Consider the following 26044-nt stretch of genomic DNA (forward strand, 5'->3'; position numbering starts at 1 on the left):
TTACTGTTCGTAACATATATTATGTTTATTCCCACCGACTTACTCAGTGTGAAATACATATTAATCTAATTGTGAGTGTATGGCATGGGTAGGTGGGGAACTCGGGGCCCCTACGACCGACAGGGAGTGGGCATTAGGGGCAATGGGGTGATGGGGTGTAGACGCGCTCCTGGGCTTAAGGTAAGGGTGGAGTGTGAGGAGTAAAACACTTAACCATCAACCACCGACAACCAACCACTAACTACTAACTTTCAACTGAGCATAAATTGTCAAACTGTACTAAAATCAATGACTTGAGTCACAAAGGAAGCAATATGGCATCCATCCGCGAGTTGCATAAACAGCTAGTTAAAAAAGAACGTTCTGCCGTAGAAATTACTCAAGAAGCTTTAGACCGCATTCAAGCGCTAGAGCCAAAATTACACAGTTTCTTGTGTGTAACTGCCGAACGGGCATTGGAACAAGCGCGGGCAGTGGATGCTAAAATCGCCGCAGGCGAAGAAATTGGTTTACTGGCAGGTATTCCCATCGGCATTAAAGACAATATATGCACAAAGGGAATTACTACTACTTGTGCTTCCCGAATATTAGAAAATTTTGTGCCGCCCTATGAGGCAACGGTAACACAAAAGTTGGCTGCAGCCGATGCAGTGATGGTGGGTAAAACCAATTTGGATGAGTTTGCTATGGGTGGTTCCACAGAAACCTCAGCCTATGGACTCACTGCTAACCCTTGGGATTTATCGAGAGTTCCGGGTGGTTCTTCTGGTGGTTCGGCGGCGGCGGTAGCAGCAGGAGAATGTGTTATTTCTCTGGGTTCTGATACTGGGGGTTCGATTCGTCAACCAGCTTCTTTTTGTGGTGTGGTGGGGATCAAGCCAACCTACGGACTAGTTTCGCGTTATGGTTTGGTGGCGTTTGCTTCGTCTTTGGATCAAATTGGTCCCTTTGCTCGTTCTGTGGAAGATGCAGCGATATTGTTGCAAGCGATCGCAGGTTATGACCCAAAAGACTCTACCAGCTTAAAAGTTTCTATTCCCGACTACGCCGCTAGCTTAAAACCGGATCTCAAACCCAGGGGACAACTGAGAATTGGCATTATTAAAGAAACTTTTGGCGAAGGTTTAGATTCCCAAGTTGAACAGGCTATTACCAAAGCACTTGATCAACTGCAAAATCTGGGTGCAGAAATTCATGTAGTTTCCTGTCCCCGCTTTCGTTATGGTTTGCCTAGCTACTACATTATCGCCCCTTCAGAAGCTTCAGCAAATTTAGCTCGTTATGATGGTGTCAAGTATGGTTATCGTGCTGAGGAAGCAGAAAATTTGATGGAGATGTACACCCGTACTCGTGCTAGTGGTTTCGGTGCAGAAGTCAAACGTCGGATTATGCTAGGAACCTATGCTCTTTCAGCAGGATACTACGATGCCTATTATTTGAAAGCCCAAAAGGTACGCACCCTAATTAAAGAAGATTTTGAAAGAGCTTTTGAACAAGTTCATGTCTTAGCCTGTCCTACCGCCCCCACTACAGCATTCAAAGCGGGAGAAAAAACTGCTGATCCTCTAAGTATGTATTTAGTTGACTTAATGACTATTCCTGTGAATCTAGCAGGTTTACCAGGTATAAGTGTACCCTGTGGCTTTGATGACAATGGACTACCGATTGGTTTGCAGTTGATTGGTAGACCCCTACGAGAAGATCAACTGTTTCAAGTGGCTTATGCTTATGAACAATCTACTCCATGGCACTTGCGTACGCCGCAAGTATAGTTATTAGTCAATGGTCAATGGTCAATGGCAAAAACTATTGACTATTGACTGATTCAGGGGTAAAAGTTACTGTCTTTATCCTTCCTGGATCTCCTAGAGGTTTTTGTTCACTTTTATTAGCAGAAACTAATACAGCACCTGCATTACCAGAACGTATAGTCAATTCCTTCTTTGCTGTCCAAGTTTTTCGCTCTCCTTTACTTAAAGTCCCCTGAAACATAGTTTTACCATCTGCTTTGACTCGTACCCATGATTCCCCTTGTAGTTCGACTGTCACTTCAACTGGAGAAGTTGCTGGGGTGGAAGGAGATGTTTCTGGTGAGGGAGTTGTAGCTACTGGGGTGGTAAATGGGGACAATGTTGGCGACACAGCTGTAGGTGGAGATACTGTTGTTTGGGTGGAAGCTTTGGGTTTTTGTTCCTGAGCAACAGAATCGGCTGGAGTTTTGGGATTGAGGCGAAAAAACAATATAAAAGAAGCAACCGTTAATAATACTGCATAAGGAACAGCAAGAGGGATATGTATACTTGAGTTTTTTTGTGGTTTCTTGCCATCATTTTCAGAATCGAGAAGGAAAAAGTTGATTGCAAAATTTTTGGCTAATGATACACCATCAAGTCCAAGTGCATCACCGTAGCGCCGGATAAATCCTTGTACAAAAATTGGCTCTGGTAAATCTTCATATCGACCTTCTTCCAATGCTTCTAAAAAGGCCTGTCTGATCAGGGTTTGAGCAGTTATTTGTTCTATACGCAGGGATTTGTCTTCGCGTATCTGTCGTAAATATGCTCCGATTTCCTTGAGTTGCTTTTGTTGCGCCTCATTGAACGACGTCACTGTCATCTCCCAAAATCTACTGATAATCTACTATTTTTTATTTATTAAACTTTTCAATAATAAATTTTTTGATAAACAATGTTAACTGTCAAATACTACAATTACAGATTTTAGTGATTATATTGTATACATAAATACTGGCATTTGAAAAAATAAGCTGCAACATAAAATACAATTGTTAACCTATTTATTAGTTTGGGTTGGAATGCTTGCGGCACTGAGCTACTGTGCTGTATGTATACTTCTTTTTTTACAACAACCACAATTTATATTTTTTCCATCTTCTATCATTGAAACGACGCTAACGTTGTTAAATTTACATTATGAAGAAGTTTGGCTGCCTGTACAAATTAAATCGTATCAGGTGGAATATATTCATAGTTGGTGGCTCAGGGTAAATCAATCTAATGGGAAACCTATACTTTATCTACATGGTAATGGTATAAATATTGGCGCAAATATTACCCATGCCAGTAGGTTTTATCAACTGGGGTTTTCGGTATTATTAATTGACTATCGAGATTACAGTCGCAGCTAAGGTCGTTTTCCCAATCAAAAGCGAGTCTGTGAAAATGCAGCGATCGCTTGGAATTATTTAGTACAACAGCGAAAGATTGCACTTAGTCAAATATTTATCTACGGTCATTCTTTGGGAGGTGCGATCGCTATTGATCTAGCTATTAAACAGCCAAATGCAGCTGGATTGATTGTAGAAAGCTCTTTTACCTCAATTGAGCAAGTAGTATACAGGAACATTTTTCGCATGCTTCCTGTCGATTTAATTCTGACACAGCGATTTGATTCAATCCAAAAAGTACCTCAATTAAAAATGCCTGTTTTATTCATTCATCGTGTCAGCGATATAACTATCCCCGCTTTCATGAGTGAAGAAATATATACTACTGCTCCTGAACCGAAAAAATTACTTCTGGTTCCCGGTGCTGGGCATAATAACGTAGCAGAAGTAGCTTCTGTGGAATACAAATACATCCAAGCAGTACTTTTTTCATGCAACAAGCTGTGTCAGGGAGAGGATAAAGTCATTGAATAAGCCAGAGGGCAGAAGAGTTAAAGAACTTGTTTTATAAGAAGTATTATATTTAACTTATTACTCAGCAAATTTCCTTATGTAAATTTCTGAGAATAGACTGCCGAAATAATTTATTATTGTCTGGGAAACAGCACTAAATTGAAAACTAAAAATCCGGATTTATGAGCGTAAAGAGAGAATAAATAATACAGGTATAACTTTATTTAAAGAGACTCCTAGTGATGGTTACTACACCTGTGTACTTTTTACAAATTTTGGGTAATCCCAGTATTGAAATTTCTCAAGATGAATTGCGATCGCTTTTAGGAGAAATAGAAGCAGAACTGCATAATTCTCAAGTTTATCGTCGTGCTTTAGCTACTATACAAAAACTACTTGGCGACTCCGCCGAGCAAGGCAAAATGTTGCTAAAAGCCGTGGGCAGAGAAGCGATTGGTTTAGCATTTCGACAATTAACTCAACATTATCAAAAAGAGGAAAACCCTGTTGAAAAACAGACACATAATCAACCACAAACAGAGACTGCTGATCTCACACAACAAACACAACAAGATAATAGCAATAACTTATCAAAATATTTAACAAGCGTAAAATTTCATACTAAAGAAAGCCAAGAAAATACTAAAGAAGAAAATTTATCATCTCAGCCTAACCTAGTAGCAAATATAGCCAATCAGGATAATCTGACAGCAGTAAAAACACCTTTAGAATCGCTCAAAAATAAAATAGCTTCCAAAAAAGAGCTAACAAAGCAATCCGTAGACGAACGACGTACAGAAAGTCTGCGTCAAATTGGGCAACAACTCCGCCAAGCTCGTGAGTCTAGAGGTCTTTCTCTGGAACAACTCTGCGTTTACACTTACATCTCAGCTAATCAAATGGAAGCGATAGAAAATGGCAACTGGGAGTTACTGCCAGAAGATGTTTTTGTACGTGGTTTTATCCGTTTAATGGGAAATGCTCTAGGATTTAATGGCACAGCTTTAGCTGCTTCCTTACCAGCACCAGAACCAACAAAATCCGTTTTACCTTCTTGGGGTGAGTCGAAAAAAACCTCTAAAGGAGTTGGCTTTGAAATTCGCCCCATGCATTTATATGTAGGCTATACAGCCCTTGTTGCTAGTGCTATCGGTGGATTATCATATGTTTCACAACAAGGAGAGACTAGCAGACTGGTAAATCAAAATGCGGTTACTCCTACTCCTGGCTCTTCTTCTGTTTCAGAGTCATTAAAGCATAATGAGTCTAGAACTACACCGGGAATCAAGTCTACTAGTGTTGGTGTAACTGTCGGGCCAGATATTTCACCACCAGAAGCGTTGTAGGAGTGCTGGAGGTGGGGTGATGGGGTGATGGGGTGAAAGCCTCTCTACACCTCCCCATCGGGAAATTCTCCATCATCAAGTTAACCTTGACCTAGACTTTTGCAAAATTTACTTTTAAAGTAGTTAAAAAGACATTTGCAAGCTGAATCAACTACCTTTTACTTTAAGTGGAATATACGCAAAGCAGTAGAAATCAGTGTTAAGAAGATCACAAAGCCGATCGCATCTAGCATAGTCGTCACTAATGGGCCACTAACTAACGCTGGGTCGAGTTTCAGGCGCTTTAAGACCATTGGTAACAAAGTCCCTAAAGTGACGGCGACGAGGGTATTGATTGCCATTACTGTTCCAGCAATTAATGATACCCAACGTTCTTCGGGAGGCGCCCAAATTAAGGAAAGACAAATCATTGTCAAACCCAAAGCTAAGGCTGTACCTACTCCTGCTGTCAGTTCTTTACGCAGAAGTTTTAAAGTATCCTTAGGTGTTACCTCTCCAACACCAAGTCCGCGAATTGTCACTGTTAATGCTTGAATGCCTACAGTACCGCCCGTATTGGAGAAAAGGGGCATAATTACAGCCAACACGGGCACCATTGAAATTGTAGACTGAAACGGTGCGATCGCACTCGATGCTCCGATATACAGCAGCATCACCCCAAATAGCCACGGTAAACGCTTCTTCAGCGTCACCAAGGGAGACGACAAAGTGGCTTCATCTCCACCACTCACCCCTGCCAGTTTTTGAATATCTTCTGTGGCTTCTTCTTCGATAATATCGACCACATCGTCAATAGTGATGATCCCAACTAATCTGTCTTCCCGATCAACTACAGGTAAAGCGATTAAATCGTAGCGCTTCATGACCCGGGCGACTTCCTCTTGGGGCGTTTCTGTTTTGACTTTGACAACGCGATCGCCAGCAATATCTCGAATCAGAACATCAGGAAAAGTAAACAACAATTGTCGCAAAGAGACAACACTCACTAACTTCCGATTGTCATCTGTAACGTAGGCGTAGTAAATCGTTTCTTTGTCTTCGTCTTGACGACGAATTTTGCTCAAGGCTTCACCTACAGTCAATCCCTCCCGCAAGCGTACATATTCTGTGGTCATTACCCTACCAGCAGTGCCTTCAGGATAGCCAAGAATTGTTGCTGTTACTTGCCTTTGTTCCGGACTAAGTTGTTGCAATAAGCGTTTAACGACCTTTGCGGGTAACTCATCAAATAATTCTGCCCGATCATCGGGACTCATATTCTCAACAATTTGTACAACCTGCACATCATGCAGAGAATTAATTAATTCTTCTTGCACGTCTGGAGGTAGATATTCAAAAACGTCTGTGGCTTGATGTTTGTTGAGTAGACGAAATGCGATCGCCCTTTGTTTGCTGGGCAATTGTGTAATGTACTCCCCTACATCAACGGCTTGTAAGCGATTTAAATCCCATTTGAGCTGGTTTAAGTCAGCAACGTCAATGACACAATTGCGAACGTCCTGTACAAGCATTTATTCATAACCTCCCAATTGTCTCCCCCGCGCTGGGAGACAATCTCGCCAGCTTAGAGGAGGATAGTACTACCGTCTTGTGGACTTTGGTCCATAAAATCTTAGGAACTCAACATTGATAACCAATCAAGGCATCGCTAAGTCATTAATAATAACTTGGAATCATTTAGATGATCCGGCGGATGCCAAGCGTGAAAGCGGATATTCCGTGATGTTGCACACAAGCTACCCACTTAGCTACCCTGATTTTTTTGATTACTTTGAGTAGATTCTACTACTGCTAGCAATTGTGTCAAGCTTCTCTGAGGATTAATTTTTAAACTTCATGAAGTTAAAATAATTCCTACTTGAGAATTAGTCATTATTTCAATATATTTTCTAGGCATTACAGACAGAAATTAAGCAATCATACTGGCACAGCTAGTTTGGCTAATGATAATTGTTACTATTGTCAGTCTGCGATCTAGTAGTCATCCGCTAACAGAATTTTAAATTTTGGAACCACCGCGATCTCGCAAATCCCCAAGAACACACTAGTTCGCCTTGCTGTACCCTACCTGAAGTCTATGAGTACGTCTACACGACTTCGTCCCTATATTGGGCAGCACCGGATTATTTAGCCAATTTAAAAAGATAATCACAAGATTGATGTAGCCCAATACTAAAAAAACACAGAAAGCTCTTAACATTAATTGTTGCTGGCAAAAAAGGCGTCCTTTCGAGGCTCTTAACAAACAATTCTCAAACCTCATAGCAGAAGTCCGTTGTAATTAACACCCTAACTTGCCAATAAATTTATTTCTTGGCGCTTAAGTTTACCATCAGCATATAACTCTAAGGGTACTAGTTCTACCTTGCCATTAAATATAACTTGAGAGTAAACAATTTTTACTAATGGTGATTGATTTTCGTTGTAACGTACACACATAATTCCTCATTGCTAAAAACTTATACTAAATTTATCTATTTATTATTTTTTGAGTTTTCTAATATTTCCTATCAAAACTATTTTGTGCTACAATATCTACTAATTAAAATTAGAACAATAGACAGTAAAATCAGTTATTTTTGTCAAGATTAGCATGATAATTACAGATAATTATTAACAAAATAGACAAAATCAAATGTTGATTTTTTTATTCTTCGTTTGTCTGTTCTTCCCAATATTTAGGAAAGAGTTTCTCATCCCTATGTTCAATTAGCTATTCACAAGAGATAATAAATCAACCCCTGAACTGAGACTGTAATCTTATTGCCCGTTACAGAAACATTTCTAACTTGGTTGACATACTTAAAATACAAAGTCACAGGGTTACTTTCCGGAATCTACTCTCTAGTCCAATCATGAAAAAAGCTTTTCAAGTGCAAGATCGTCTAGAGTATTATTATCAGCAAATCAAAACAATCATCCTAGCACGGCAAAATCCGATTACTGGTCTACTGCCTGCAAGTACAGCAATCACGGCTCACGGTGATTACACTGATGCTTGGGTACGTGACAATGTTTACAGTATTTTGGCAGTTTGGGGGTTAGGATTAGCATACCGCAAAGTAGACGAAGATAAAGGACACACCTATGAATTAGAACACAGCGTCGTTAAGTTGATGCGGGGTTTGTTGTTTGCGATGATGCGCCAAGCGCACAAAGTCGAAAAATTTAAACATACTCAGTCACCCTTAGATGCTTTACATGCCAAATACAACACGGCTACGGGAGATATTGTTGTTGGTGATGAAGAATGGGGACACTTGCAACTAGATGCGACATCAATATTTGTGCTAATGCTAGCACAAATGACTTCTTCAGGATTGCAAATAATTTTTACTCTCGATGAAGTCAACTTTGTGCAAAATTTGGTTTACTACATTGGCAGGGCTTATCGCACACCAGATTATGGAATTTGGGAAAGAGGTAATAAAATTAATCATGGCAATGCAGAGTTAAATGCTAGTTCCATTGGCATGGCAAAAGCTGCTTTAGAAGCAATCGATGGACTAGATTTATTTGGTGTACGTGGTAGTCAAGCATCAGTAATTCATGTATTGCCAGATGAAATTGCCCGTGCCAGAATTACTTTGGAATCTTTATTACCAAGAGAATCAGCTTCTAAAGAAATAGATGCGGCACTTTTGAGTGTGATTAGTTTCCCAGCGTTTGCAGTTGAAGATGCACATCTACGCGATCGCACTCGCAAGGAGATTATGACAAAACTAGAAGGCAAATACGGCTGCAAACGGTTTTTACGCGACGGACACCAAACAGTTTTGGAAGACACTAAGCGTTTGCACTATGAACCGTGGGAACTCAAACAATTTGAAAATATTGAATGTGAATGGCCACTATTTTTCACTTACTTATTTCTCGATGGGCTATTTTGCGGCAATCAAGAACAAGCTAAATATTACCAAGAACGTTTAGAGTTTCTACTTGTAGAAAGGGATGGTTTAGGTTTATTACCAGAACTTTATTATGTACCAGCAGAATTTGTAGAAGCAGAAAAAAAAGCACCATCAACTCAGCCTCGTTTACCTAATGAAAATGTCCCTTTAGTATGGGCACAGAGTCTATATTATCTGGCTCAAATGCTCAGTGAAGGATTAATTGCTGTGGGTGATATAGATCCCTTGGGACGACACTTACGCATGGATAAACACCGAGAACCTCTGGTGCAAATCGCTTTATTAGCAGAAGATGAAGATTTACAAGCAGAATTAGAAGTTCACGGGATTGAAACCCAAACACCCAAGCAAGTAGAACCAATTCAAGTCCGCCAAGCTGATGATTTTATCAATATTTATGCCCAAATTGGACGTAACGACAAACTTGGTTTAACAGGACGTCCACCCCGCCGTCCTCGCAGTTTAACTACTTCTAGAATATTTCGTATTGGTAACGAAACAGTTGTATTTTTACCCTCATTTCTGGACTTTCAACAGTTTTACATAACGCTGGATTACCATTTTTTGGTAGCGCACTTACGCAGTGAACTTGGTTATATTCAAAAGTATTGGAGTGATTTAGGGCGTCCGATTTTAACTTTAATGTTGACGCGCACCATGCTAGAAACAGGTTCCGAAGCATTACTTAACTTAATGCAAGAACTCAAAGATGGTATTTGTAACGGCGTACGGGTAAAACTAGGACGATTGAATCAGCTGATGTTAACAGCAGCGATCGAACGAATTGATTTTTTCCCAGAGTTTGAATTTACCCTGTCTTCTGTCAAAGATGCTAAACCTCGCTGCGTCTATTTAGCACTACATCCCGATAAAAATTGGCCTTTGGGACATACTCAAGAATTTCAAGTAGAATGTGAAACCAACTTTGGATTACTGCTAAGTTACTTGCGTTCCTCAGAAAATATTTATGAACAAATAGAGTTATTGCAGACACTGACGCGTTTGCAAGGGCTAGAATTTGATACAGGTTTTGGTGGCCCACGAAATCCCGTCACAGTAGGGGATTTACTTGATGAAGTTTACACTAAAGCCGCAGAATTAGGAATTTGGGCCGTTGTACGACGTGCAGCAGGGCTGCGCCAAATGGCGTATATTGCTTTATCAGACGTAGTTACAAGTATCATCGTGCGGGGTAAACAAATTGCAGTGGGTAAAGCTTACAGTGAAGCGTCGTTGATTACTGTACCCCTCTCCCACAACGAAATAGTCGAGAAAATCAACCATTTTTGTCGCGAAGATATACGCGATCGCGTTTTAACTCAAGAAATCCTTATTTATCTCAGTACCTTAATCAAATCAGAACCAGAGTTGTTTAAAGGACTACTCACCCTCAGAGTTGGTTATCTGATTTTGTTGCTTACCAGCGAACTGGCGCAGGAGTTGAAAGTGACTCAAGATGAAGCCTACGAAACCTTGATGCAACTTTCACCCTTTGAAGTCAAAACCCGGCTACGGCAGGTATTAGCTGAATACGCTGGTATGAGTAAACTATTACGCCAGCAAGAGTCTTTACACGTCAAACAGAAAGAAAGTGATATTGACTGGGTAGTACAACCAGGAATTGTTGACGATATCGAAGTACAACCAGGTGGTTGGCGACGGTTCCGCCAAGCCGAAGGCGCAACCGGACGTGTACCTCAAGACTTTTACAAACAAGTTTGGTTGTTAATGCACCATTGCAAAGGTTTGGTGATTGGCGATAAACTAGAGCGTCGCAACCGCTTAGAAAGTGAAGAAATCATCTCGGAGATGACAGCCGGGGAAAAGAACTTTGCTCTGCAAGTAGAGCATCTGCTAAATAAAATAGAGGCTCCTGAATATCGCCAAGTTAATATCGAAACATTAATGGAATTAGCAGCGATCGCATCCAAAAACCCCGATTTGCAAATCGAAGAATATATTGTCTTAGATGTATTAATCGGTCACGCTGTGAGATTAGCATGGTTAGATGAACACCCAGAAAGAGGCGATCGCTATGATGAAGACAAAGGTAGTGCGTGGCGATCGTTTTACAATACTTCTCCCAGAGAGTGTGCTACTTACGTGGTGAAGGCGTTTAGGTTCTTGACGGAGTTTGTGCAAGAGTTGTAAATGCAAAGGAACGCAGAGGAAGACGCGGAGGAACGCAAAGTTTTTTTGCTTTTTCTGCGCTTGTTTCTTGGTAATGATGTGATTCATTTTAATTTTGGGCAAGTTAAAAGTAGTTGCTTTTTCACCCAAAATTGATGACAGAAAATGAGTTGAGTGGAGTGATTATTGGTTGTGCGATGAGAGTCCACACGGCTTTAGGAGCAGGTTTACTGGAGTCTGCTTACGAAGAGTGTTTGTATTATGAACTAAAAAAAACGGGATTAAATGTTAACAAACAAGTTCCTTTACCTTTAATCTACCAATCAGTGCAATTAGACTGTGTTTATCGATTAGACTTGCAAGTAGAAAACAAAGTCATTGTCGAAATCAAATCCGTAGACATATTGAAGCCAATTCACTCCGTTCAACTCCTCACTTACCTCAAGCTCGCTAACTGTAAACTTGGTCTTCTCATCAACTTTAACGTCCTCCACCTCAAAGAAGGTATCAAACGCGTAGCCAATAACCTCTAACTCTGCGCTCCTCCGCGTACCCTTTGCGCCCCTTTGCGTTGAACACATTACTCTACAATTAAAAGGGTGTTAATTCTCAATGTTGATCCAAAATAATGACAGCAAAAACGGTAGAAGATTTTCATCCTCTACCGTTTTCAATTTAAATTTTAGATTCAACCCAAAATCTTACTCAACTCCAGGTGTCATCAATTCGCGGCGCTGTTCGCCTCTGACCGCAATATTACCGCTCTCATCCACATCAACAATGGCAGTATCGCCTTCCTTGATGCGACCAGACAGGATCTCTTCTGCGAGGCTGTCTTCTAGTAAGCGCATAATAGCTCGACGTAGAGGTCTTGCACCATAACTGGGGTTGTAACCCTCTTGTAACAGGCGCTCTTTAAAGCGATCGCTCACTTCGAGATTGATTCCTTTCTCGGTAAGGCGACCAAATACTTCTCGAAGCATAATGTCGGCAATTTGCATTACCTCTTCCTTGTTCAGTTGACGGAAGACGATAATTTCATCCAGACGGTTGAGGAATTCTGGACGGAAGTAGTTCTTGAGTTCTTCGTTGACTAAGAACTTAATCCGGTTGTACTGCGATTCGCTTTGGTCTTCAGCAAACTCGAAGCCGATACCGCCGCCACCTTTTTCAATTACCTTGGAACCGATGTTGGAAGTCAAAATCAGCAAGGTGTTCTTGAAGTCTACGGTGCGACCTTTGGCATCAGTTAAACGACCGTCTTCCAAAATTTGCAGCAGCATGTTGAAGACATCGGGGTGCGCTTTTTCGATTTCATCGAATAGCACCACGGTGTAAGGACGACGGCGTACTGCTTCGGTGAGCTGACCACCTTCGTTGTAACCAACATAGCCTGGAGGCGAACCGATTAACTTGGAGACGGTATGACGTTCCATGTATTCGGACATATCCAAGCGGATCATCGCTTCTTCCGAACCGAAGAAGTAAGATGCCAATGCTTTTGCCAACTCGGTTTTACCGACACCGGTAGGTCCAGAGAAGACAAAGCTAGCAATGGGTCGGTTGGGGTTCTTTAAGCCGACACGAGCGCGACGAATTGCCCGCGAAACAGCCTTCACAGCATCTTCTTGACCAATTAGGCGCTGATGCAAGGTGTCTTCCATGTGCAGCAGCTTTTCGGACTCAGACTCGGTGAGTTTGTTGACTGGTACACCTGTCCAGGAAGCGACAATGTGGGCAATGTCTTCTTCTGTAACTACTGGTTCTTCACCTTCTGCGCGACCAGTACCGGTTTTGCTTTGAGCGATCGCGCGAATTTCGGCTTTGATTTCCATTTCGCGATCGCGCAGTTCTCCAGCTCGGTCGAAGTCTTGAGCGCGAACTGCATCATCTTTTTCTTTTAAGATCTGTCGCAGTTCTCTGTCTAACTCTTTGGCTGCGGGTGGCAATTGGGAGTTAATCAGACGGACCCGGGAACCAGCTTCATCGATTAAGTCAATGGCTTTATCTGGTAGGTAGCGATCGCTAATGTAGCGGTCAGACAATTTTGCTGCCGCAATCAAAGCTTCGTCAGAAATCTTCAGCTTGTGGTGTTGTTCGTAGCGGTCACGCAGACCACGTAAAATTTCAATTGTCTCATCGACTGAGGGCTCGCCGACCATTACTGGTTGGAAACGGCGTTCTAAGGCTGCATCTCGCTCTATGTGCTTGCGGTATTCATCTAAGGTGGTAGCACCAATACATTGCAATTCACCTCTTGCTAAAGCCGGCTTGAGGATATTTGCCGCATCAATTGCACCTTCTGCCGCACCTGCACCAATTAGGGTGTGTACTTCGTCGATGACTAAAATGACATTTCCAGCCTGGCGAATCTCATCCATGATCTTCTTCAGGCGCTCTTCAAATTCACCCCGGTACTTTGTACCTGCTACGAGTAAACCGATATCCAAGGTGACTACGCGCTTGTCTTCCAGAATGTCGGGGACATCTTTGTTGGCAATGCGCTGCGCCAAACCTTCTGCGATCGCGGTTTTACCAACCCCTGGTTCCCCAATCAAGACTGGGTTATTTTTGGTGCGGCGACCCAAGATTTGAATCACCCGCTCAATTTCCTTGGCGCGTCCCACCACTGGATCCAGCTTGCCGTCCAATGCCATTTGGGTCAAATTCGAGCCAAACTCATCCAAGGTCGGGGTTTTGTTACCGCGTGAAGGACCTCCTTGTGTAACCTCAGCAGTCTCTCCCAGCATCCGGATAACTTGAGTTCTTACCTTAGAAAGATCCACACCCAGATTCTCTAGCACTCTGGCTGCTACACCTTCCCCTTCTCGGATCAGGCCCAACAGCAGATGCTCGGTGCCAATGTAGTTATGCCCTAATTGGCGCGCTTCTTCCAAGGATAGTTCCAGAACTCGCTTTGCCCGTGGCGTAAACGGAATTTCCACGGCTACAAAGCCTGAACCCCGGCCTATGATTTTTTCTACTTCAATCCGAGCGTCTTTGAGATTGACGCCCATGGATTTCAGCACCTTAGCCGCCACTCCGGTACCTTCTCCAATCAGACCCAGGAGGATCTGCTCGGTACCAACGAAATTGTGTCCCAGGCGGCGTGCCTCTTCCTGGGCCAACATGATTACCTTAATGGCTTTTTCTGTGAAGCGTTCAAACATGGCATTTTTCCCATCACCTGCGTCGTGCCGGTACGCTGATTTTAGCACAGCCAAATCGATAGAATGTCTGTATAAAGAAATAGACATCCAATTCGGGATCACCCAGCTTTGATGGGAATTGTTAACTTTTTATTACTTTTTATTGAGTGTGTATTGAGGAGTTTAAATTTACTGTCTTTGAAGAGATTGACAACCAAGAAAGAGTTGGGTTTGCAATGTTTTTAATGCAAATCCCAACGAATGATATATATCATATTTTTGTATAATTGTCAATTTGCTATTGGACATTATGAAAATTTTTTATAGATAATAAAAACCATATACAGTTAAAATTTTTTATAAAAAATAAATTTTTAGGGATAGGGGATCAGGGATTGGGAGGGGGCAAGGAGGATAAGGGAAAGTGTGGGGAGTTTGTAGACGCGCTTTGCGGGGCTTCCCGTAGGGTGGAGTGTGAGGAGAATAAATAGTGACAAATGACCAACCACCAACAACTAACCACCAACAAACAACAATTAAGAATCAACTATGGACCAATTGTATAGATTGAGGCGATTGCTCATTTTGATACGTAGCTTTTCCAAAGTATCTTGAAATTCTGGATATTGGATATTTCCTAACCACAAAATCAAGGCATCTTCATCGTTATCTTTATAGTAACGCCGTCGCTGTCCTGCTGTTTTAAAACCAAATTTTTGATACAGAGAAATTGCAGCTTTGTTAGAAACTCGGACTTCTAGGGTAGCTCTTTCTAAACCCAGTTCATAAGCAGTCTTAAGCAAAAAATAAAGAATAGCCTGTCCTAAGCCTTGACGTTGATATTGGGGATGAACCGCCAAAATAGTAATGTGGGCTTCTTCTAAAATTGACCAAAAACAACCCATAGCCAGCAGTTTTACCTTAGATAAAGGTGCAAATAAACCGAGTAAAACGCTGTTAGGACTATCTAACTCTCGTTTATAGGCGTCCAGCGTCCAAAGACCACTAAAACAAGCCTGATCTAGTTCTACAACCGCACCTAAATCATCTGTTGTTATTGATTTCAGTTCTAATTGGTCATTGATCATTGATTAGTAGTTAGTGGTTCGTTGTTGATTGTTGGTTGTTGATGGCTAATAACAATGCCCAATTACCAATTACCCATTCCCAATTACCCATTACTAAATCAATCCCAGAAGACAGGGGCGAAAAAGCACGTTATTCGGTAAACTGGGAATCGGCATATCCGCTCATCGCTTGTAATTAGTACGAAGGACAACTCTTAATAGTTATGGTATCGACTCACCCTGCCGGGGTTCAACTTTCTGGTAGACAGTATTTACCAAAAACTGGTAATAATAACATTAATATTTCACCCAATCAAGAAATTTTACCACTGACTGCGAAAGTGAATAATCAAGACCACCTAGAAATAGGGGGTTGTGATGTGACAACTCTTGTGCAGCAGTTTGGTTCACCTTTATACATTTTGGATGAAGAAACCCTGCGAACAGCTTGCCGCCAGTACCGGGAAAGTTTCCAGCGCTATTACAAGGGTGAATCTAAAGTATTATATGCCTCCAAAGCCTGGAGTTGTTTAGCAGTCTGTGCGATCGCTGCTTCAGAAGGCTTAGGAATTGATGTAGCATCAGGAGGCGAACTCTACACAGCCCTAAATGCGGGTGTGAGTCCTGATAAAATTTACTTCCACGGTAACAATAAATCTCGTGAAGAACTGTGTTACGCGATTGAGTCTGGCATTACCATTATGGCGGACAATTGGCGTGATTTGCAGCAAAGCGTGGAGTTAGCAGGAGCACAACAGCCTGTCCGTATTATGTTGCGGGTGACACCTGGTATCGATTGTCATACTCATGAATACATTCGTACAGGACATTTAGATAATAAGTTTGGTTTTGATCCAGGAGATTTGGATGAGGTATTTGCTTTTGTAAGTAAACAACAAGCCCTGAATTGCGTGGGGGTACATGCCCATATCGGTTCCCAGATTTTTGAGCGCCAACCACATCAAGACTTGGCGGCGCTGATGGTGCAGTGGTTAACTAAAGCTGCTAGCTACGGTTTAAATCTTACCAATTTAAATGTCGGTGGTGGCTTAGGGGTTAAGTATACAGAATCAGATGATCCCCCTAGCATTGAAGAGTGGGTAAAACCAATTTGTGAAGTAATTCAACAAGCCTGTGCAGCAGAAAACTTGCCTTTGCCGAAATTACTTTGCGAACCAGGGCGATCGCTAATTGCCACAGCTTGCGTCACAGCTTACACTATAGGTTCTTCTAAAGTTATTCCCGGTATTCGTACTTACATAGCAGTTGACGGTGGTATGTCTGATAATCCCCGTCCGATTACCTACCAGTCAGTGTATCGTACTGTAGTTGCTAACCGCATGTCTGCTTCCTTGACACAAACAGCTACAATTGCTGGTAAACATTGTGAATCAGGGGATATTTTGATCAAGGATGCCCAACTACCTAAGACTGAATCTGGAGATATTCTCGTAGTTATGGCAACTGGTGCTTACAATTACAGTATGGCATCTAATTACAACCGCCTGCCCAAATCAGCTGCTGTTGTAGTAGCCAATGGCGAAGCAAATTTGATTTTGCAACGCGAAACTTATCAGGATTTGATTCGACAGGACTGCCTACCAGAAAGACTTAAGAAGAATGAAGGATAAAGGCTGAAGGATGAAGGATGAAAACTCAAGGCTGAAGGATGAAGGATGAAAACTCAAGGCTGAAGGAAAAGGATGAAGAATAAAAATAAGAATTTAGGTTTTATAGTTCATACTTTATATTTCACACTTGATACTTCATACCTTACACTTGATACTTCATACCTCACACTTCATACTTTACACTTGATACTTCACACTTCATACTTCATAGTTTCACCCCAGATGTCATGGGAGATTGGTGGAAGCAATGGCTGATAAACCAAGGTTGGTCTCAGCCTTTGCTGCTTGAGACTCTGGATATTGTTTTAGTACTGGCGCTGACGTACATGATACTAATTATTATCAGTGAGCGCCGGACACTGTGGATGGTGCGAGGTTTTATTATTTTGATGCTGGCATCAGCCATCAGTGGGAGGTTACAGCTACAATTGCTAAATTTTGTACTAGAAAAGTTAGTGATTGGCTGTGCTGTCGCAATGGCAGTTGCTCTCCAATCAGAGTTTCGGCGATTTTTGGAACAATTAGGACGTGGTGAATTCTGGCAATTATTTCAACCGTCCCGTCTAGCAGTTCCTAAATCTGATAGTGTAATTGATGAAATAGTCGAAGCAGTCAGAGAACTGTCGAAAAATCGGATAGGTGCGCTACTAATTTTGGAAACGACTGGCCCTATTGATGAACGGGATTTTTCTGTACCAGGAGTAAAACTGAACGCTGAAGTGTCCAAAGAGCTAATACAAACAATTTTTCAACCGAAAACTCTCTTACACGATGGTGCTACATTGATACGAGGTTCTCGGATCGTGGCATCTGGTATAATTTTACCGCTTTCGGGACGTACAGCTTCGCGCCAGTTGGGAACACGCCACCGGGCGGCGATGGGAATAACTGAGCGGGTCGAGAATTGCATTTGTGTCGTTGTATCTGAAGAAACAGGTTCTATTTCTTTAGCGGAAAAGGGAACTCTAAATAGACCACTGACGATTACGAAGCTGAAAGAGTCTCTAGAAGCGAGATTTTCCCCAACTGTGGATCGGGAGGCTGTTGCTCCTGGTTTGATCAGTTTAGGTCGTCAGATTCGTAGTCAGGCCTTAGCATTGGTTTCACGTTTACTCGGATTACCATCGACCGCATCGCGAGACAAAAAATGACAGCACAACAAACTGAACTGCAATATCTGCCTCTTGACTTAAAACGAGAACTACTGCCCAAGCACGTTGCGGTGATTATGGATGGCAATGGTCGATGGGCAAAGCATCAAGGGCTACCCCGAATCATGGGTCATAAAGCTGGTGTTGATGCCTTAAAAGATTTACTCCGTTGTTGTAAAGATTGGGGGATCGAAGCCCTGACGGCTTATGCGTTTTCTACGGAAAATTGGGGAAGACCGCACGAAGAAGTTGATTTTTTGATGACTCTATTTCAGCGAGTTTTGCGTCAAGAACTGCGGGAAATGGTGGAAGAGAATGTGCAAATTCGGTTTGTGGGTAACTTGAGCAGCTTACCGCGATCGCTACAAGCAGAAATTAGCCGTGCGATGGAAGAAACGAAAGTGAATCGTGGAATCAAGTTTACAATCGCTACTAATTATGGCGGTAGACAAGAAATTATTCAAGCTTGTCGGGCGATCGCCCAAAAAGTCCAACAAGGTCTACTCCAACCAGATGAAATTGATGAAGCCACCTTTGAACGTCATCTTTACACTATCGGTATTTGTGACCCTGATTTATTAATTCGCACCAGTGGAGAAATGCGAGTTTCAAATTTTCTCCTCTGGCAAATAGCCTATTCAGAAATATATATAACCGATACTCTCTGGCCTGATTTTGATCGCCATGAATTCCACCGCGCTTTGTGTGCGTATCAGCAACGGGAAAGGCGGTTTGGGAAAGTGTGAGGGGTGTGTAGACGCGTAGCGGCTTCCCGTAAGGGTGGGGTGTGAGGGGTGTGAGGGGAAAATTATTTATCTCACTCCAAATAGATCCCTACTTCACTTACAGCAAGCCGCGCACAGTGCGTCTACACACTCCTGACACTCCCCCTACTCCTCTACTCTTGTTCACTATGGTCCGGAAAACACAGCCTGTTCCACATCTCGCCGACTCAAGGAATATTTGAAGGCGCGTTGGATATCCTGTCCATTGTCTCCAACATTGAGATATCGAACTACAATTTGCTCAATGTCTAGCCAAAGTTCTGCTTGCCAACCAGGACGCTGGACGCGCCAACAATGTAGCTGCATTTCATCTTGTTCACAACCTTGTTCTCTTAACCACTGCTCAATTTGAGGAAGAGGGTGGTTATATAGTGGTGTGTCAGAAGGGGGAAGAGACATAACAATTAAAAATTAAAAATTAAAAATTAACAGGTGTAATATCAATCCTACAGGTTGTAAAACGGTCTCACCACGAGTTAAACCAATGGCGATCGCTAACAGCAAGCAACCTAAAAATGTTAAACCCAGAATAAATAAAGCGAAGATTTCACCTGATGAGAGGGGGCGATCGCTAGCATCAAGATAAGCTGATTTAGACCAGTCGTAGGAACGGGAAACGGGACGATTTAAATCGGGTGGTGCTTGAATTACTCCAAACCGAGAATAACCAATTTTCAGGTCATAACTTAACCGTCGTTCTGGGTTACTTAAGGTAGCGTAGGCTTCGTTGATTTGCTGAAATTTGGCAGTGGCGACAACTGTAGGTAAGCTTGTAGTATCAGGATGATAGCGTTTGCTCAATTCCCGATAAGCACGACGGATCTCGATTGGCGATGCACTCGGATGCAGTCCTAGCAGAGTGTAGTAGGTGTTCTCGCTGCTTTGTGACATTGCACCATTCTGATTCACGGCTGTTTGATTCACCTAGCGCTAAACTTTTTTCTAATATTCTAAACTTACTCTGTAACTCCTGGCTCAAGCAGAGTAGAAGAGGGAGTGGGGAGGTAGGGAGATCGGACAGGTGTAGGTTTTTTAGAGGAATGTGAGTATTGATTCGCACAGTCAGAAAATATAAATAGGAAATCTTGTGTAAAAGAGGCTCATAAGGGAAAAAACTCTTGCAGTTAAGCTGAGTATAGAAGATAAACTAGTAAAATCACATATTTATTAGTATAAAACTGCTCTATGTCCTTCAAAATAGATCGTGGATTGTTTAAATATGATTTCATAGACTACCACGCAATTTTAGGCGTGCCAATTAATACAAGTATTCAAGATATCCGCAAACGCTATCTGAAAATAGCCCGCCGCCTACATCCGGATAGTTGCGCTTTGTCTGGTGAAGTAGAAAAGGAACTGGCGAGCGATTTATTGTCAAAATTGGTGAACCCCGCTTACGAAAAACTATCTCAAGAAAAAAATTATACAGAATACACCCTAGTTCTCTCGCAGATGGGCAGGCGTTTAGTTCAAGAATCTGCTTCGGTGGAACTAACTAGCGATGTCGCAAAACAATTAGTAAGTATACCCAACTTAGAACAAGCTTACAAAATGGCGATCGCCAAAATAGCAGAAACTCAATATAACTATTTACAGCAATCAATAGAAGTCATTGCTCAAATCAGTGAATTGAATTTAGTTTACCTCATGCGGAGTGCAGGCAAAGCAGTCTCAACACCGCCTCCTCCTCCTAAACCCACACTTAACTCCACTACACCACAGCCAAATACAGCAACTGCACCTCCACCCCCGCCAGCAGCAGCCAAAGAAGATTCAGCAGCAGAACATTACCTCCGTCGTGCTCAAACTTTAATTGATAAAAACCAATTTGCCCAAGCCAAGGTAGAGTTACAAGATGCTCTGAAGCTAGAACCTAAGAATAGTCGCTGTCATAGTCTCATTGCACTGGTGTATATGAAACAGAATCAGCTGAAAATGGCCAAAATTCACTTTGATAACGCATTAAAATTAGACCCCAACGATCAACTAGCATTGACATGGAAACCTAAAATAGAAAAAGCTTTGGGGTTAGGACCTACTAGCTCCCAAGTGACTTCACCTTCTAAGACTGCAACCAAGCAGCCAGATAAATCGGGAGGTGGCGGTTTGTTTGGTGGTTTGTTTGGTGGGAAGAAAAAATAGTCAGTGACAGGGGCGACTGTGTGATCGCATAATCGTAGCAGCTTACCCCTAATCTTTGGACTAAAACAATACACTAGCTGAGTACAACACACTGCTAGCAAATTTCTCACCGACAGCAAGGTACTGGAGACGAAAATTTCTAATGGCGTTCAAATCAGATAATATGATCCGATATACGAGGGACTTTGCAACAAAACAGGACTAGTGTAACGGAGGATAAATGGTGTATCAACCACCAGCGGGAGCTAGAGATCTATTACCCCTTGATGTCGCTCAGAAATGCTGGATAGAAAACAGGCTACAGCAGGTATTTCACCGCTGGGGGTACCACAGAATTATCACCTCAACCCTAGAGCGGATAGATACGCTGATGGCGGGAGGTGCTATTCAACGCTCAACTGTGATTCAATTACAAAATGCTGAAGATGAAGAATTGGGACTGCGTCCAGAACTGACAGCCTCAATTGCTCGTACCGCTGTCACTCGCATGGCGGGGGTCACCTATCCCCAGCGTCTATACTACAATACCAATGTCTTTCAGCGCACTTGCGATTATCGGCGCAATCAACCCCAGGAATTCTATCAAGCCGGGGTAGAATTATTAGGTAGTGGCGGCTTACTTGCTGATGTAGAGGTATTGCTTCTACTAGCAGATTGTTTGCAAGCACTCTCAATTAACAACTGGTATTTAATCTTGGGTGAAGCGGGAATTACCCAATCACTGTTGCAGGTATTTCCTGCTAACTTACGCAACCAAGTCCGCAATGCGATCGCCCATCTTGACAGAGTAGCGATAGACAATTTACCCTTAACAGAAGAATTACGTTCCCGCGCCACAACAATCCTGGATTTGCGCGGTAACAGTGTAGATGTTCTACAGAAAGTCAGTAGCCTCGATTTAGATGCTCCCCAACAAGAGGCGGTGAATAACCTCAAATCCTTGGTTGAATTACTGGAAAATCAGGGAAATTTCCTATTAATTCTAGATTTAAGCCTGATTCAAACCTTCGACTACTATACTGGCATTTCTTTTGAAGTAGTTAGTGATACTGAAGCCGGAGCAAGAGTATTAGGTCGTGGTGGCCGTTATGACCAGCTTCTAGGACAGTATCACCCCCAAGGTGATAATATTCCTGGTATTGGCTTTGCATTATTTATTGAAGATTTATACCAGATTCTTTCTTGTTATCAGCAATTACCGCAAAAAACACCGCCTAGTAACTGGTTAGTTGTGGCAGAAAACAACCAAGCCTATGATGCTGCTTTTGCTTACGCCCAAAAACTCCGTAATTCTACTCACTTGGTGCGAGTAGAAATGGATTTGGGAGGACGAGACGCCGAAGCAATTCGCCAATATGCACGCGATCGCTCTATTGCTCAGATCGCTTGGGTGAAAGCTGATGGCTCAACAACAATTGAGTCAAATAATTGAGATGATGTGAAAAATAAAGATACCCGATTTCTTGTGGAAATCGGGGATCTGTTTTCAAAAATGATGTTTTATATTAGAAATCGAACACCGATGCACACCGATAGACACAGATGAATAATGCGTGTACGTTGATGTCATATATTAGCTTATATCTTCTGCCTTCTGCCTTCTGCCTTCTTGATTAGGCTTACTAACAGATACATAAAACTTTTCTAAGGATAATATTGACCAAAAAAATCTGGTTCTTACGAGCAATACACCCAAAGTAATTATTCCCAATAGTATTGTTGTTAATTTATTTCCAAGATAATGGGAACCAATCATCACAGTATGCATGGAACTCAATAATAAAGCTGGTATAGCCAATAGATGAATCTGTCGCCAGCGCTTGCCTAAAGACTTTTGCAACGAATCAAAACTTGTCATAGCAGCAGGAATCATCAATACCAACGCTATAGCACCCGCAGTCATACCCAATTGAAACTCAGGCGGTAAGAACCAGAAAGCATCAACATTCCATTGCAGAGAGTGTTCCATCATGTGGACGGCGTGGACAACGGCAAGTACAAAAGCACCTACCCCTAAAGCACGACGATAACGTAAAGGTGCTGCCCACAAGTAACTTACCGGACGAGCAATGAGGGCTAGCATTAACAAAATCAGTGCTGCATGACCGGTATAATCTGCCATAGTGTCACCAGTCCGCAGCAGTGTCAGCATACCAATGGTGAGAGTTACCCAACCACCAAGACGAAACAATTGACTGCGCCTGTCTTTACTTAAGACGGATGTAGACACACCTACAGCCAACATCATTGGGAACGTTCCTAAACCAAAAGCCAGCATTGTTGCTGCACCCATCCACAAATTACCAGTTTCCGCAGCTTTAATTTGGGCAACATACAAAAAGCCACAGGGCATAAAACCCCAAGTCATCCCCAAAGCTGCTGGTGTCCACCAGCTGTTTTTTGAGGAAAGTTTGACCATTACATTACTCAAGCGGCTGTGCAAACTTCCCTGTAATAAAGGATGTAACACTGGTATGCGCGGCAAAAAGTCGGGTTTGATGTGTCCTAACCCAAACCAAATTAACATAATGCCAGTGAGAATCGCTATCCACTGCCGTAATTGACTACCAACTCCTGCCATTTGACCACTGGCAAGTAATACAGAACCCAGTACCCCAATTCCTGCACCAACTAGGGTATAACTCAGCATTCGTCCCAAATTTAGCAAAGTGTGAAATTTGATTTGCTGCCGCCAGTTACAAGCTTCTTGTTGATGAGACAAAGAAAAAGCCACAGCCAAGGGGCCACACATGCCTAAGCAATGTCCAAAGCTTCCTAAGAATCCTAAGGTTACAAGCAGCCACAAATCTAACATGCTAAAGCTGATTTTGTTCCATAGGGAACTTTAAGCTAAATATTCACCTCCTGTCAAAAGACAAGTCGTCAAACTCTCATGTGTGCTGGTCTTTGTGTCATCCACCGATAGATTATGGGTTGGCTGTGATGTCCAGTCCCCTATTCCTATTTTCCAGGGATCGTTTATGAATGTTGATTTGACGAACACCGATGCACACCGATGATCTATCTGCGTGTATCTGTGTCTATCTGTGTTCGTCATTCATCCACTTTGGTTGTGGCTGTCAGTCGTCTCACAAGTCCAATGTTTTTTGAGAAAGCGAACACCGATGCACACCGATGCACACGGATGGATTATGGGTTGGCTGTAAAGTTGGTTCCCTTGTCCCCTATCCCTATTTTGGCACACTGCGAATCTCAAATATAAAAGGCTTGACCTCTGGGAAGTCCATATGGTAAAGCCTTGCTCACCATATTTATGAGTGTGGATAAAAAACAGGTATCAATCTATGGTTCAGGCTTGATACTGTTGATATATGTATCAAAATCCACATAAATTTGGGTATTATCACTATTCTGATTGAGTATTCTCCCCGCCGCTAAACCAGCACGATCTAAGAGCCTTTCCACAGCCTGTTTAGCATTAGTACCACGCTTGAGAGTAAATAAAAGATTATTGTTGTTACAAGTATCGTATGTGGTGGCAGCAGCACATACAACAGGTTGTCTATTCAACGTACCAGAAATAATGGTTTTGAGAGTACCGTTATCATAGCTTCTTTGAAATCTATCCGATACTTCTTGACAGCGTTGTATAGGAGATAACTTAGAGGGAAAGTAATTGTTCGGAACCCAGCGAATCATTGGTATTTTCCTTCCACTATTAGTCTTGGCAAATGTCGTTGGATAACCTTTGCTAACAGCACAAAAGAAGGTTGTACCACTGGCATAACTAGGCTGATGGGTAATTGCAGCTGTGGTAGATGCAGTCAGCAAAGCAATACCAGAAACTCTCGCAACTTTTGTCAATACGGAACTACTACTGCTCATAAAAAGTGCGTGAATAATTAAAAAGCGTAAATCCCACTGTTGTGGGGATATAAAGAGCTACAACTTTTATTTGTAGCATTTCGGAATCATACTCAGATATATCAGTAAAAATAACATTATTTAAATGTGAAAATAGTTAAATATATTTATGGATATTTTTATTTGATTAAAAGGTAGCAAATTATACTCAAATCTTGTCGATTGCGATCGCGCTATCAACTCCATCACATGATTAACTGATGTCTTGCACTTCACAAATGATCTTTAAATGCGATCGCTGACAAAGAAACAAGACTTTAACCGAGAAGTCTTGTTTTGAGAATAGTTTAGTGCTTGATTATCCCTAATCACAACTAACAAAGACCAACCGACAAAACCGTATTTATCCAAACCAGTGAGATGGTTCACAACCTGGTTGAACCGTTTCACAGAGATGACGACTGATCCCATCAGATTTTTCTTGCATGATTGAATAAATACCTTGGTGAATCAAGGTCTCTAAGTGTATTTGATATTCCAAGGGGCTACGAGGTAACTTGTAGTTTAGACAACAAGCTTGCTTGGGTTCAATCGCACTGTACATACAAGGAATACGGCTAAAAACATAGTTAATCAGGTCTTGGCGTAACTCAGGAATAGCAAACGCTTGTTGATATGGATGATAAGGATAAGTATCTAAAACACTTTCAATTTCTGCTATGACTGATTGCTGTGTTAAATTGAGTACAGTTTTCATCGGTTCTAAACCCCTTTTTGAATCAATTGGTAGCCGCTGGCTGATATAGAGCGATATTTATCAAATGATGATTACAACCAGTAAATAGCAAAGAATTTAAGTATTTATTGCTCTTTTTTCACTGAACCTACTATTAAGGTAAAGTGTGAGAAAATAGGAACAGTCTTTCTCAATAAAGATTAATTTTGAGGAATCAACAAATACTTAAATCCATAACTAAGACCCTGGTCAGCATTGACAGATCTGTATCTAATAATAATTATTTCAATTTCATGATTTTTGGTTCATAAAGTATACAAAAATAATCTTATTGCTCCAAAAAGTTCACACTATTAACAAAGTTGTGAGACTTTATAATCAACCGTTGTTGCGATTTAGTAAAAAATTGATAATCATCTTAAACCTTTACTAACTAGCAACAAGTAAGACTGAAATTATGTTTCCTCCAAATAAAATAAGATTGCATTATGTGTGAATTAATGAGTCCAAAAGCATAACACCTTTTTTGTA

The 26044-nt window shown here is 41.8% G+C and carries 20 protein-coding genes and 1 pseudogene; 11 read left to right on the top strand and 10 right to left on the bottom strand.

Annotated elements, in window-relative coordinates; all coding sequences use genetic code 11:
- Positions 1-314 precede the first annotated feature (314 nt).
- Positions 315-1772, top strand: a complete 1458-nt coding sequence (gene gatA / locus NIES592_RS06570) for an Asp-tRNA(Asn)/Glu-tRNA(Gln) amidotransferase subunit GatA (protein ID WP_062243827.1) — start codon at positions 315-317, stop codon at positions 1770-1772.
- A 34-nt stretch (positions 1773-1806) separates the two neighbouring features.
- Here the strand turns inward: gatA and NIES592_RS06575 are convergent, their stop codons facing one another.
- Positions 1807-2616, bottom strand: coding sequence for a helix-turn-helix domain-containing protein (locus tag NIES592_RS06575; protein ID WP_073555245.1), 810 nt, complete (start codon positions 2614-2616; stop codon positions 1807-1809).
- Positions 2617-3163: 547 nt separating this feature from the next.
- On the opposite strand from NIES592_RS06575, the pseudogene NIES592_RS26190 reads away from it, so the two are divergent.
- From NIES592_RS26190 to NIES592_RS06585, 3 genes and pseudogenes are all read left to right on the top strand, one after another.
- Positions 3164-3349: pseudogene (locus tag NIES592_RS26190) on the top strand (serine aminopeptidase domain-containing protein); the annotation flags it as partial.
- A 24-nt stretch (positions 3350-3373) separates the two neighbouring features.
- Complete coding sequence (locus tag NIES592_RS26195) at positions 3374-3661, top strand: alpha/beta hydrolase (RefSeq protein WP_371915094.1); 288 nt, start codon at positions 3374-3376, stop codon at positions 3659-3661.
- A 221-nt stretch (positions 3662-3882) separates the two neighbouring features.
- Positions 3883-4986 (top strand): helix-turn-helix domain-containing protein, encoded by a 1104-nt coding sequence (locus tag NIES592_RS06585; RefSeq protein WP_073555246.1) that lies wholly within the window; start codon positions 3883-3885, stop codon positions 4984-4986.
- Positions 4987-5144: 158 nt separating this feature from the next.
- Here the strand turns inward: NIES592_RS06585 and mgtE are convergent, their stop codons facing one another.
- Both mgtE and NIES592_RS24955 read right to left on the bottom strand, forming a co-directional pair.
- Entirely contained in the window at positions 5145-6497 is a 1353-nt protein-coding gene (gene mgtE / locus NIES592_RS06590; protein ID WP_073555247.1) for a magnesium transporter, read from the bottom strand.
- Between the two features lie 778 nt (positions 6498-7275).
- Positions 7276-7425, bottom strand: a complete 150-nt coding sequence (locus NIES592_RS24955; RefSeq protein WP_178379485.1) for a hypothetical protein — start codon at positions 7423-7425, stop codon at positions 7276-7278.
- 416 nt (positions 7426-7841) lie between these two features.
- Between NIES592_RS24955 and NIES592_RS06595 the strand changes: the two genes are divergently transcribed.
- Both NIES592_RS06595 and NIES592_RS06600 read left to right on the top strand, forming a co-directional pair.
- Positions 7842-11048 carry a glycoside hydrolase family 15 protein gene (locus tag NIES592_RS06595; protein ID WP_073555248.1) on the top strand — a complete coding sequence of 1069 codons (3207 nt, stop codon included), beginning with the start codon at positions 7842-7844 and terminating at the stop codon, positions 11046-11048.
- Between the two features lie 134 nt (positions 11049-11182).
- A complete protein-coding gene (locus NIES592_RS06600; RefSeq protein WP_073555249.1) occupies positions 11183-11560 on the top strand; it encodes a GxxExxY protein in 378 nt (125 codons plus the stop codon).
- Between the two features lie 168 nt (positions 11561-11728).
- Here the strand turns inward: NIES592_RS06600 and NIES592_RS06605 are convergent, their stop codons facing one another.
- On the bottom strand, positions 11729-14197 hold the full coding sequence (locus NIES592_RS06605) for an ATP-dependent Clp protease ATP-binding subunit (protein WP_062250419.1): 2469 nt from the start codon (positions 14195-14197) through the stop codon (positions 11729-11731).
- Between the two features lie 515 nt (positions 14198-14712).
- Positions 14713-15264 (bottom strand): ribosomal protein S18-alanine N-acetyltransferase, encoded by a 552-nt coding sequence (gene rimI, locus NIES592_RS06610; protein WP_062243837.1) that lies wholly within the window; start codon positions 15262-15264, stop codon positions 14713-14715.
- 203 nt (positions 15265-15467) lie between these two features.
- On the opposite strand from rimI, the gene lysA reads away from it, so the two are divergent.
- From lysA to NIES592_RS06625, 3 genes are all read left to right on the top strand, one after another.
- Positions 15468-16874, top strand: a complete 1407-nt coding sequence (lysA, locus tag NIES592_RS06615; RefSeq protein ID WP_073555250.1) for a diaminopimelate decarboxylase — start codon at positions 15468-15470, stop codon at positions 16872-16874.
- 227 nt (positions 16875-17101) lie between these two features.
- Positions 17102-18025, top strand: coding sequence for a diadenylate cyclase CdaA (gene cdaA / locus NIES592_RS06620; protein WP_009457558.1), 924 nt, complete (start codon positions 17102-17104; stop codon positions 18023-18025).
- A complete protein-coding gene (locus tag NIES592_RS06625) occupies positions 18022-18771 on the top strand; it encodes an isoprenyl transferase (RefSeq protein WP_062243841.1) in 750 nt (249 codons plus the stop codon). Before cdaA ends, NIES592_RS06625 begins: the two co-directional genes overlap by 4 nt.
- 165 nt (positions 18772-18936) lie before the next feature.
- Here the strand turns inward: NIES592_RS06625 and NIES592_RS06630 are convergent, their stop codons facing one another.
- Together NIES592_RS06630 and NIES592_RS06635 are read right to left on the bottom strand one after the other, a co-directional pair.
- Positions 18937-19209 carry a DUF3143 domain-containing protein gene (locus tag NIES592_RS06630; protein ID WP_009457562.1) on the bottom strand — a complete coding sequence of 91 codons (273 nt, stop codon included), beginning with the start codon at positions 19207-19209 and terminating at the stop codon, positions 18937-18939.
- 12 nt (positions 19210-19221) lie between these two features.
- Positions 19222-19701 carry a J domain-containing protein gene (locus tag NIES592_RS06635; protein ID WP_062243844.1) on the bottom strand — a complete coding sequence of 160 codons (480 nt, stop codon included), beginning with the start codon at positions 19699-19701 and terminating at the stop codon, positions 19222-19224.
- A 294-nt stretch (positions 19702-19995) separates the two neighbouring features.
- Between NIES592_RS06635 and NIES592_RS06640 the strand changes: the two genes are divergently transcribed.
- Positions 19996-20952: a J domain-containing protein gene (locus NIES592_RS06640; protein WP_062243847.1), complete on the top strand. Its 957-nt coding sequence runs from the start codon at positions 19996-19998 to the stop codon at positions 20950-20952.
- A 220-nt stretch (positions 20953-21172) separates the two neighbouring features.
- Positions 21173-22384, top strand: a complete 1212-nt coding sequence (locus NIES592_RS06645; protein WP_073555251.1) for an ATP phosphoribosyltransferase regulatory subunit — start codon at positions 21173-21175, stop codon at positions 22382-22384.
- 141 nt (positions 22385-22525) lie between these two features.
- Here NIES592_RS06645 and NIES592_RS06650 read toward each other — a convergent pair whose 3' ends face one another.
- From NIES592_RS06650 to NIES592_RS06660, 3 genes are all read right to left on the bottom strand, one after another.
- Positions 22526-23767 carry an urease accessory protein UreH domain-containing protein gene (locus NIES592_RS06650; protein WP_073555252.1) on the bottom strand — a complete coding sequence of 414 codons (1242 nt, stop codon included), beginning with the start codon at positions 23765-23767 and terminating at the stop codon, positions 22526-22528.
- A 488-nt stretch (positions 23768-24255) separates the two neighbouring features.
- Complete coding sequence (locus tag NIES592_RS06655; RefSeq protein WP_073555253.1) at positions 24256-24798, bottom strand: COP23 domain-containing protein; 543 nt, start codon at positions 24796-24798, stop codon at positions 24256-24258.
- Between the two features lie 382 nt (positions 24799-25180).
- Positions 25181-25534: a hypothetical protein gene (locus NIES592_RS06660; protein ID WP_062243859.1), complete on the bottom strand. Its 354-nt coding sequence runs from the start codon at positions 25532-25534 to the stop codon at positions 25181-25183.
- Between the last annotated feature and the right edge of the window lie 510 nt (positions 25535-26044).

It is taken from the genome of Fischerella major NIES-592 (assembly GCF_001904645.1).
Classification (GTDB): domain Bacteria; phylum Cyanobacteriota; class Cyanobacteriia; order Cyanobacteriales; family Nostocaceae; genus Fischerella; species Fischerella thermalis.

Excerpts from the sequence above, each read along its gene's own strand:
- lysA (WP_073555250.1), top strand. The coding sequence starts at position 15,468 with ATGGTATCGACTCACCCTGCCGGGGTTCAACTTTCTGGTAGACAGTAT.
- NIES592_RS06630 (WP_009457562.1), bottom strand. The coding sequence starts at position 19,209 with ATGTCTCTTCCCCCTTCTGACACACCACTATATAACCACCCTCTTCCT.
- NIES592_RS06655 (WP_073555253.1), bottom strand. The coding sequence starts at position 24,798 with ATGAGCAGTAGTAGTTCCGTATTGACAAAAGTTGCGAGAGTTTCTGGT.
- rimI (WP_062243837.1), bottom strand. The coding sequence starts at position 15,264 with ATGATCAATGACCAATTAGAACTGAAATCAATAACAACAGATGATTTA.
- NIES592_RS06600 (WP_073555249.1), top strand. The coding sequence starts at position 11,183 with ATGACAGAAAATGAGTTGAGTGGAGTGATTATTGGTTGTGCGATGAGA.
- NIES592_RS06575 (WP_073555245.1), bottom strand. The coding sequence starts at position 2,616 with ATGACAGTGACGTCGTTCAATGAGGCGCAACAAAAGCAACTCAAGGAA.
- NIES592_RS06635 (WP_062243844.1), bottom strand. The coding sequence starts at position 19,701 with ATGTCACAAAGCAGCGAGAACACCTACTACACTCTGCTAGGACTGCAT.
- NIES592_RS06585 (WP_073555246.1), top strand. The coding sequence starts at position 3,883 with ATGGTTACTACACCTGTGTACTTTTTACAAATTTTGGGTAATCCCAGT.
- NIES592_RS26195 (WP_371915094.1), top strand. The coding sequence starts at position 3,374 with ATGCTTCCTGTCGATTTAATTCTGACACAGCGATTTGATTCAATCCAA.
- NIES592_RS06605 (WP_062250419.1), bottom strand. The coding sequence starts at position 14,197 with ATGTTTGAACGCTTCACAGAAAAAGCCATTAAGGTAATCATGTTGGCC.
- NIES592_RS06660 (WP_062243859.1), bottom strand. The coding sequence starts at position 25,534 with ATGAAAACTGTACTCAATTTAACACAGCAATCAGTCATAGCAGAAATT.
- cdaA (WP_009457558.1), top strand. The coding sequence starts at position 17,102 with ATGGGAGATTGGTGGAAGCAATGGCTGATAAACCAAGGTTGGTCTCAG.
- NIES592_RS24955 (WP_178379485.1), bottom strand. The coding sequence starts at position 7,425 with ATGTGTGTACGTTACAACGAAAATCAATCACCATTAGTAAAAATTGTT.
- NIES592_RS06650 (WP_073555252.1), bottom strand. The coding sequence starts at position 23,767 with ATGTTAGATTTGTGGCTGCTTGTAACCTTAGGATTCTTAGGAAGCTTT.
- NIES592_RS06645 (WP_073555251.1), top strand. The coding sequence starts at position 21,173 with ATGGTGTATCAACCACCAGCGGGAGCTAGAGATCTATTACCCCTTGAT.
- NIES592_RS06595 (WP_073555248.1), top strand. The coding sequence starts at position 7,842 with ATGAAAAAAGCTTTTCAAGTGCAAGATCGTCTAGAGTATTATTATCAG.
- mgtE (WP_073555247.1), bottom strand. The coding sequence starts at position 6,497 with ATGCTTGTACAGGACGTTCGCAATTGTGTCATTGACGTTGCTGACTTA.
- gatA (WP_062243827.1), top strand. The coding sequence starts at position 315 with ATGGCATCCATCCGCGAGTTGCATAAACAGCTAGTTAAAAAAGAACGT.
- NIES592_RS06625 (WP_062243841.1), top strand. The coding sequence starts at position 18,022 with ATGACAGCACAACAAACTGAACTGCAATATCTGCCTCTTGACTTAAAA.
- NIES592_RS06640 (WP_062243847.1), top strand. The coding sequence starts at position 19,996 with ATGTCCTTCAAAATAGATCGTGGATTGTTTAAATATGATTTCATAGAC.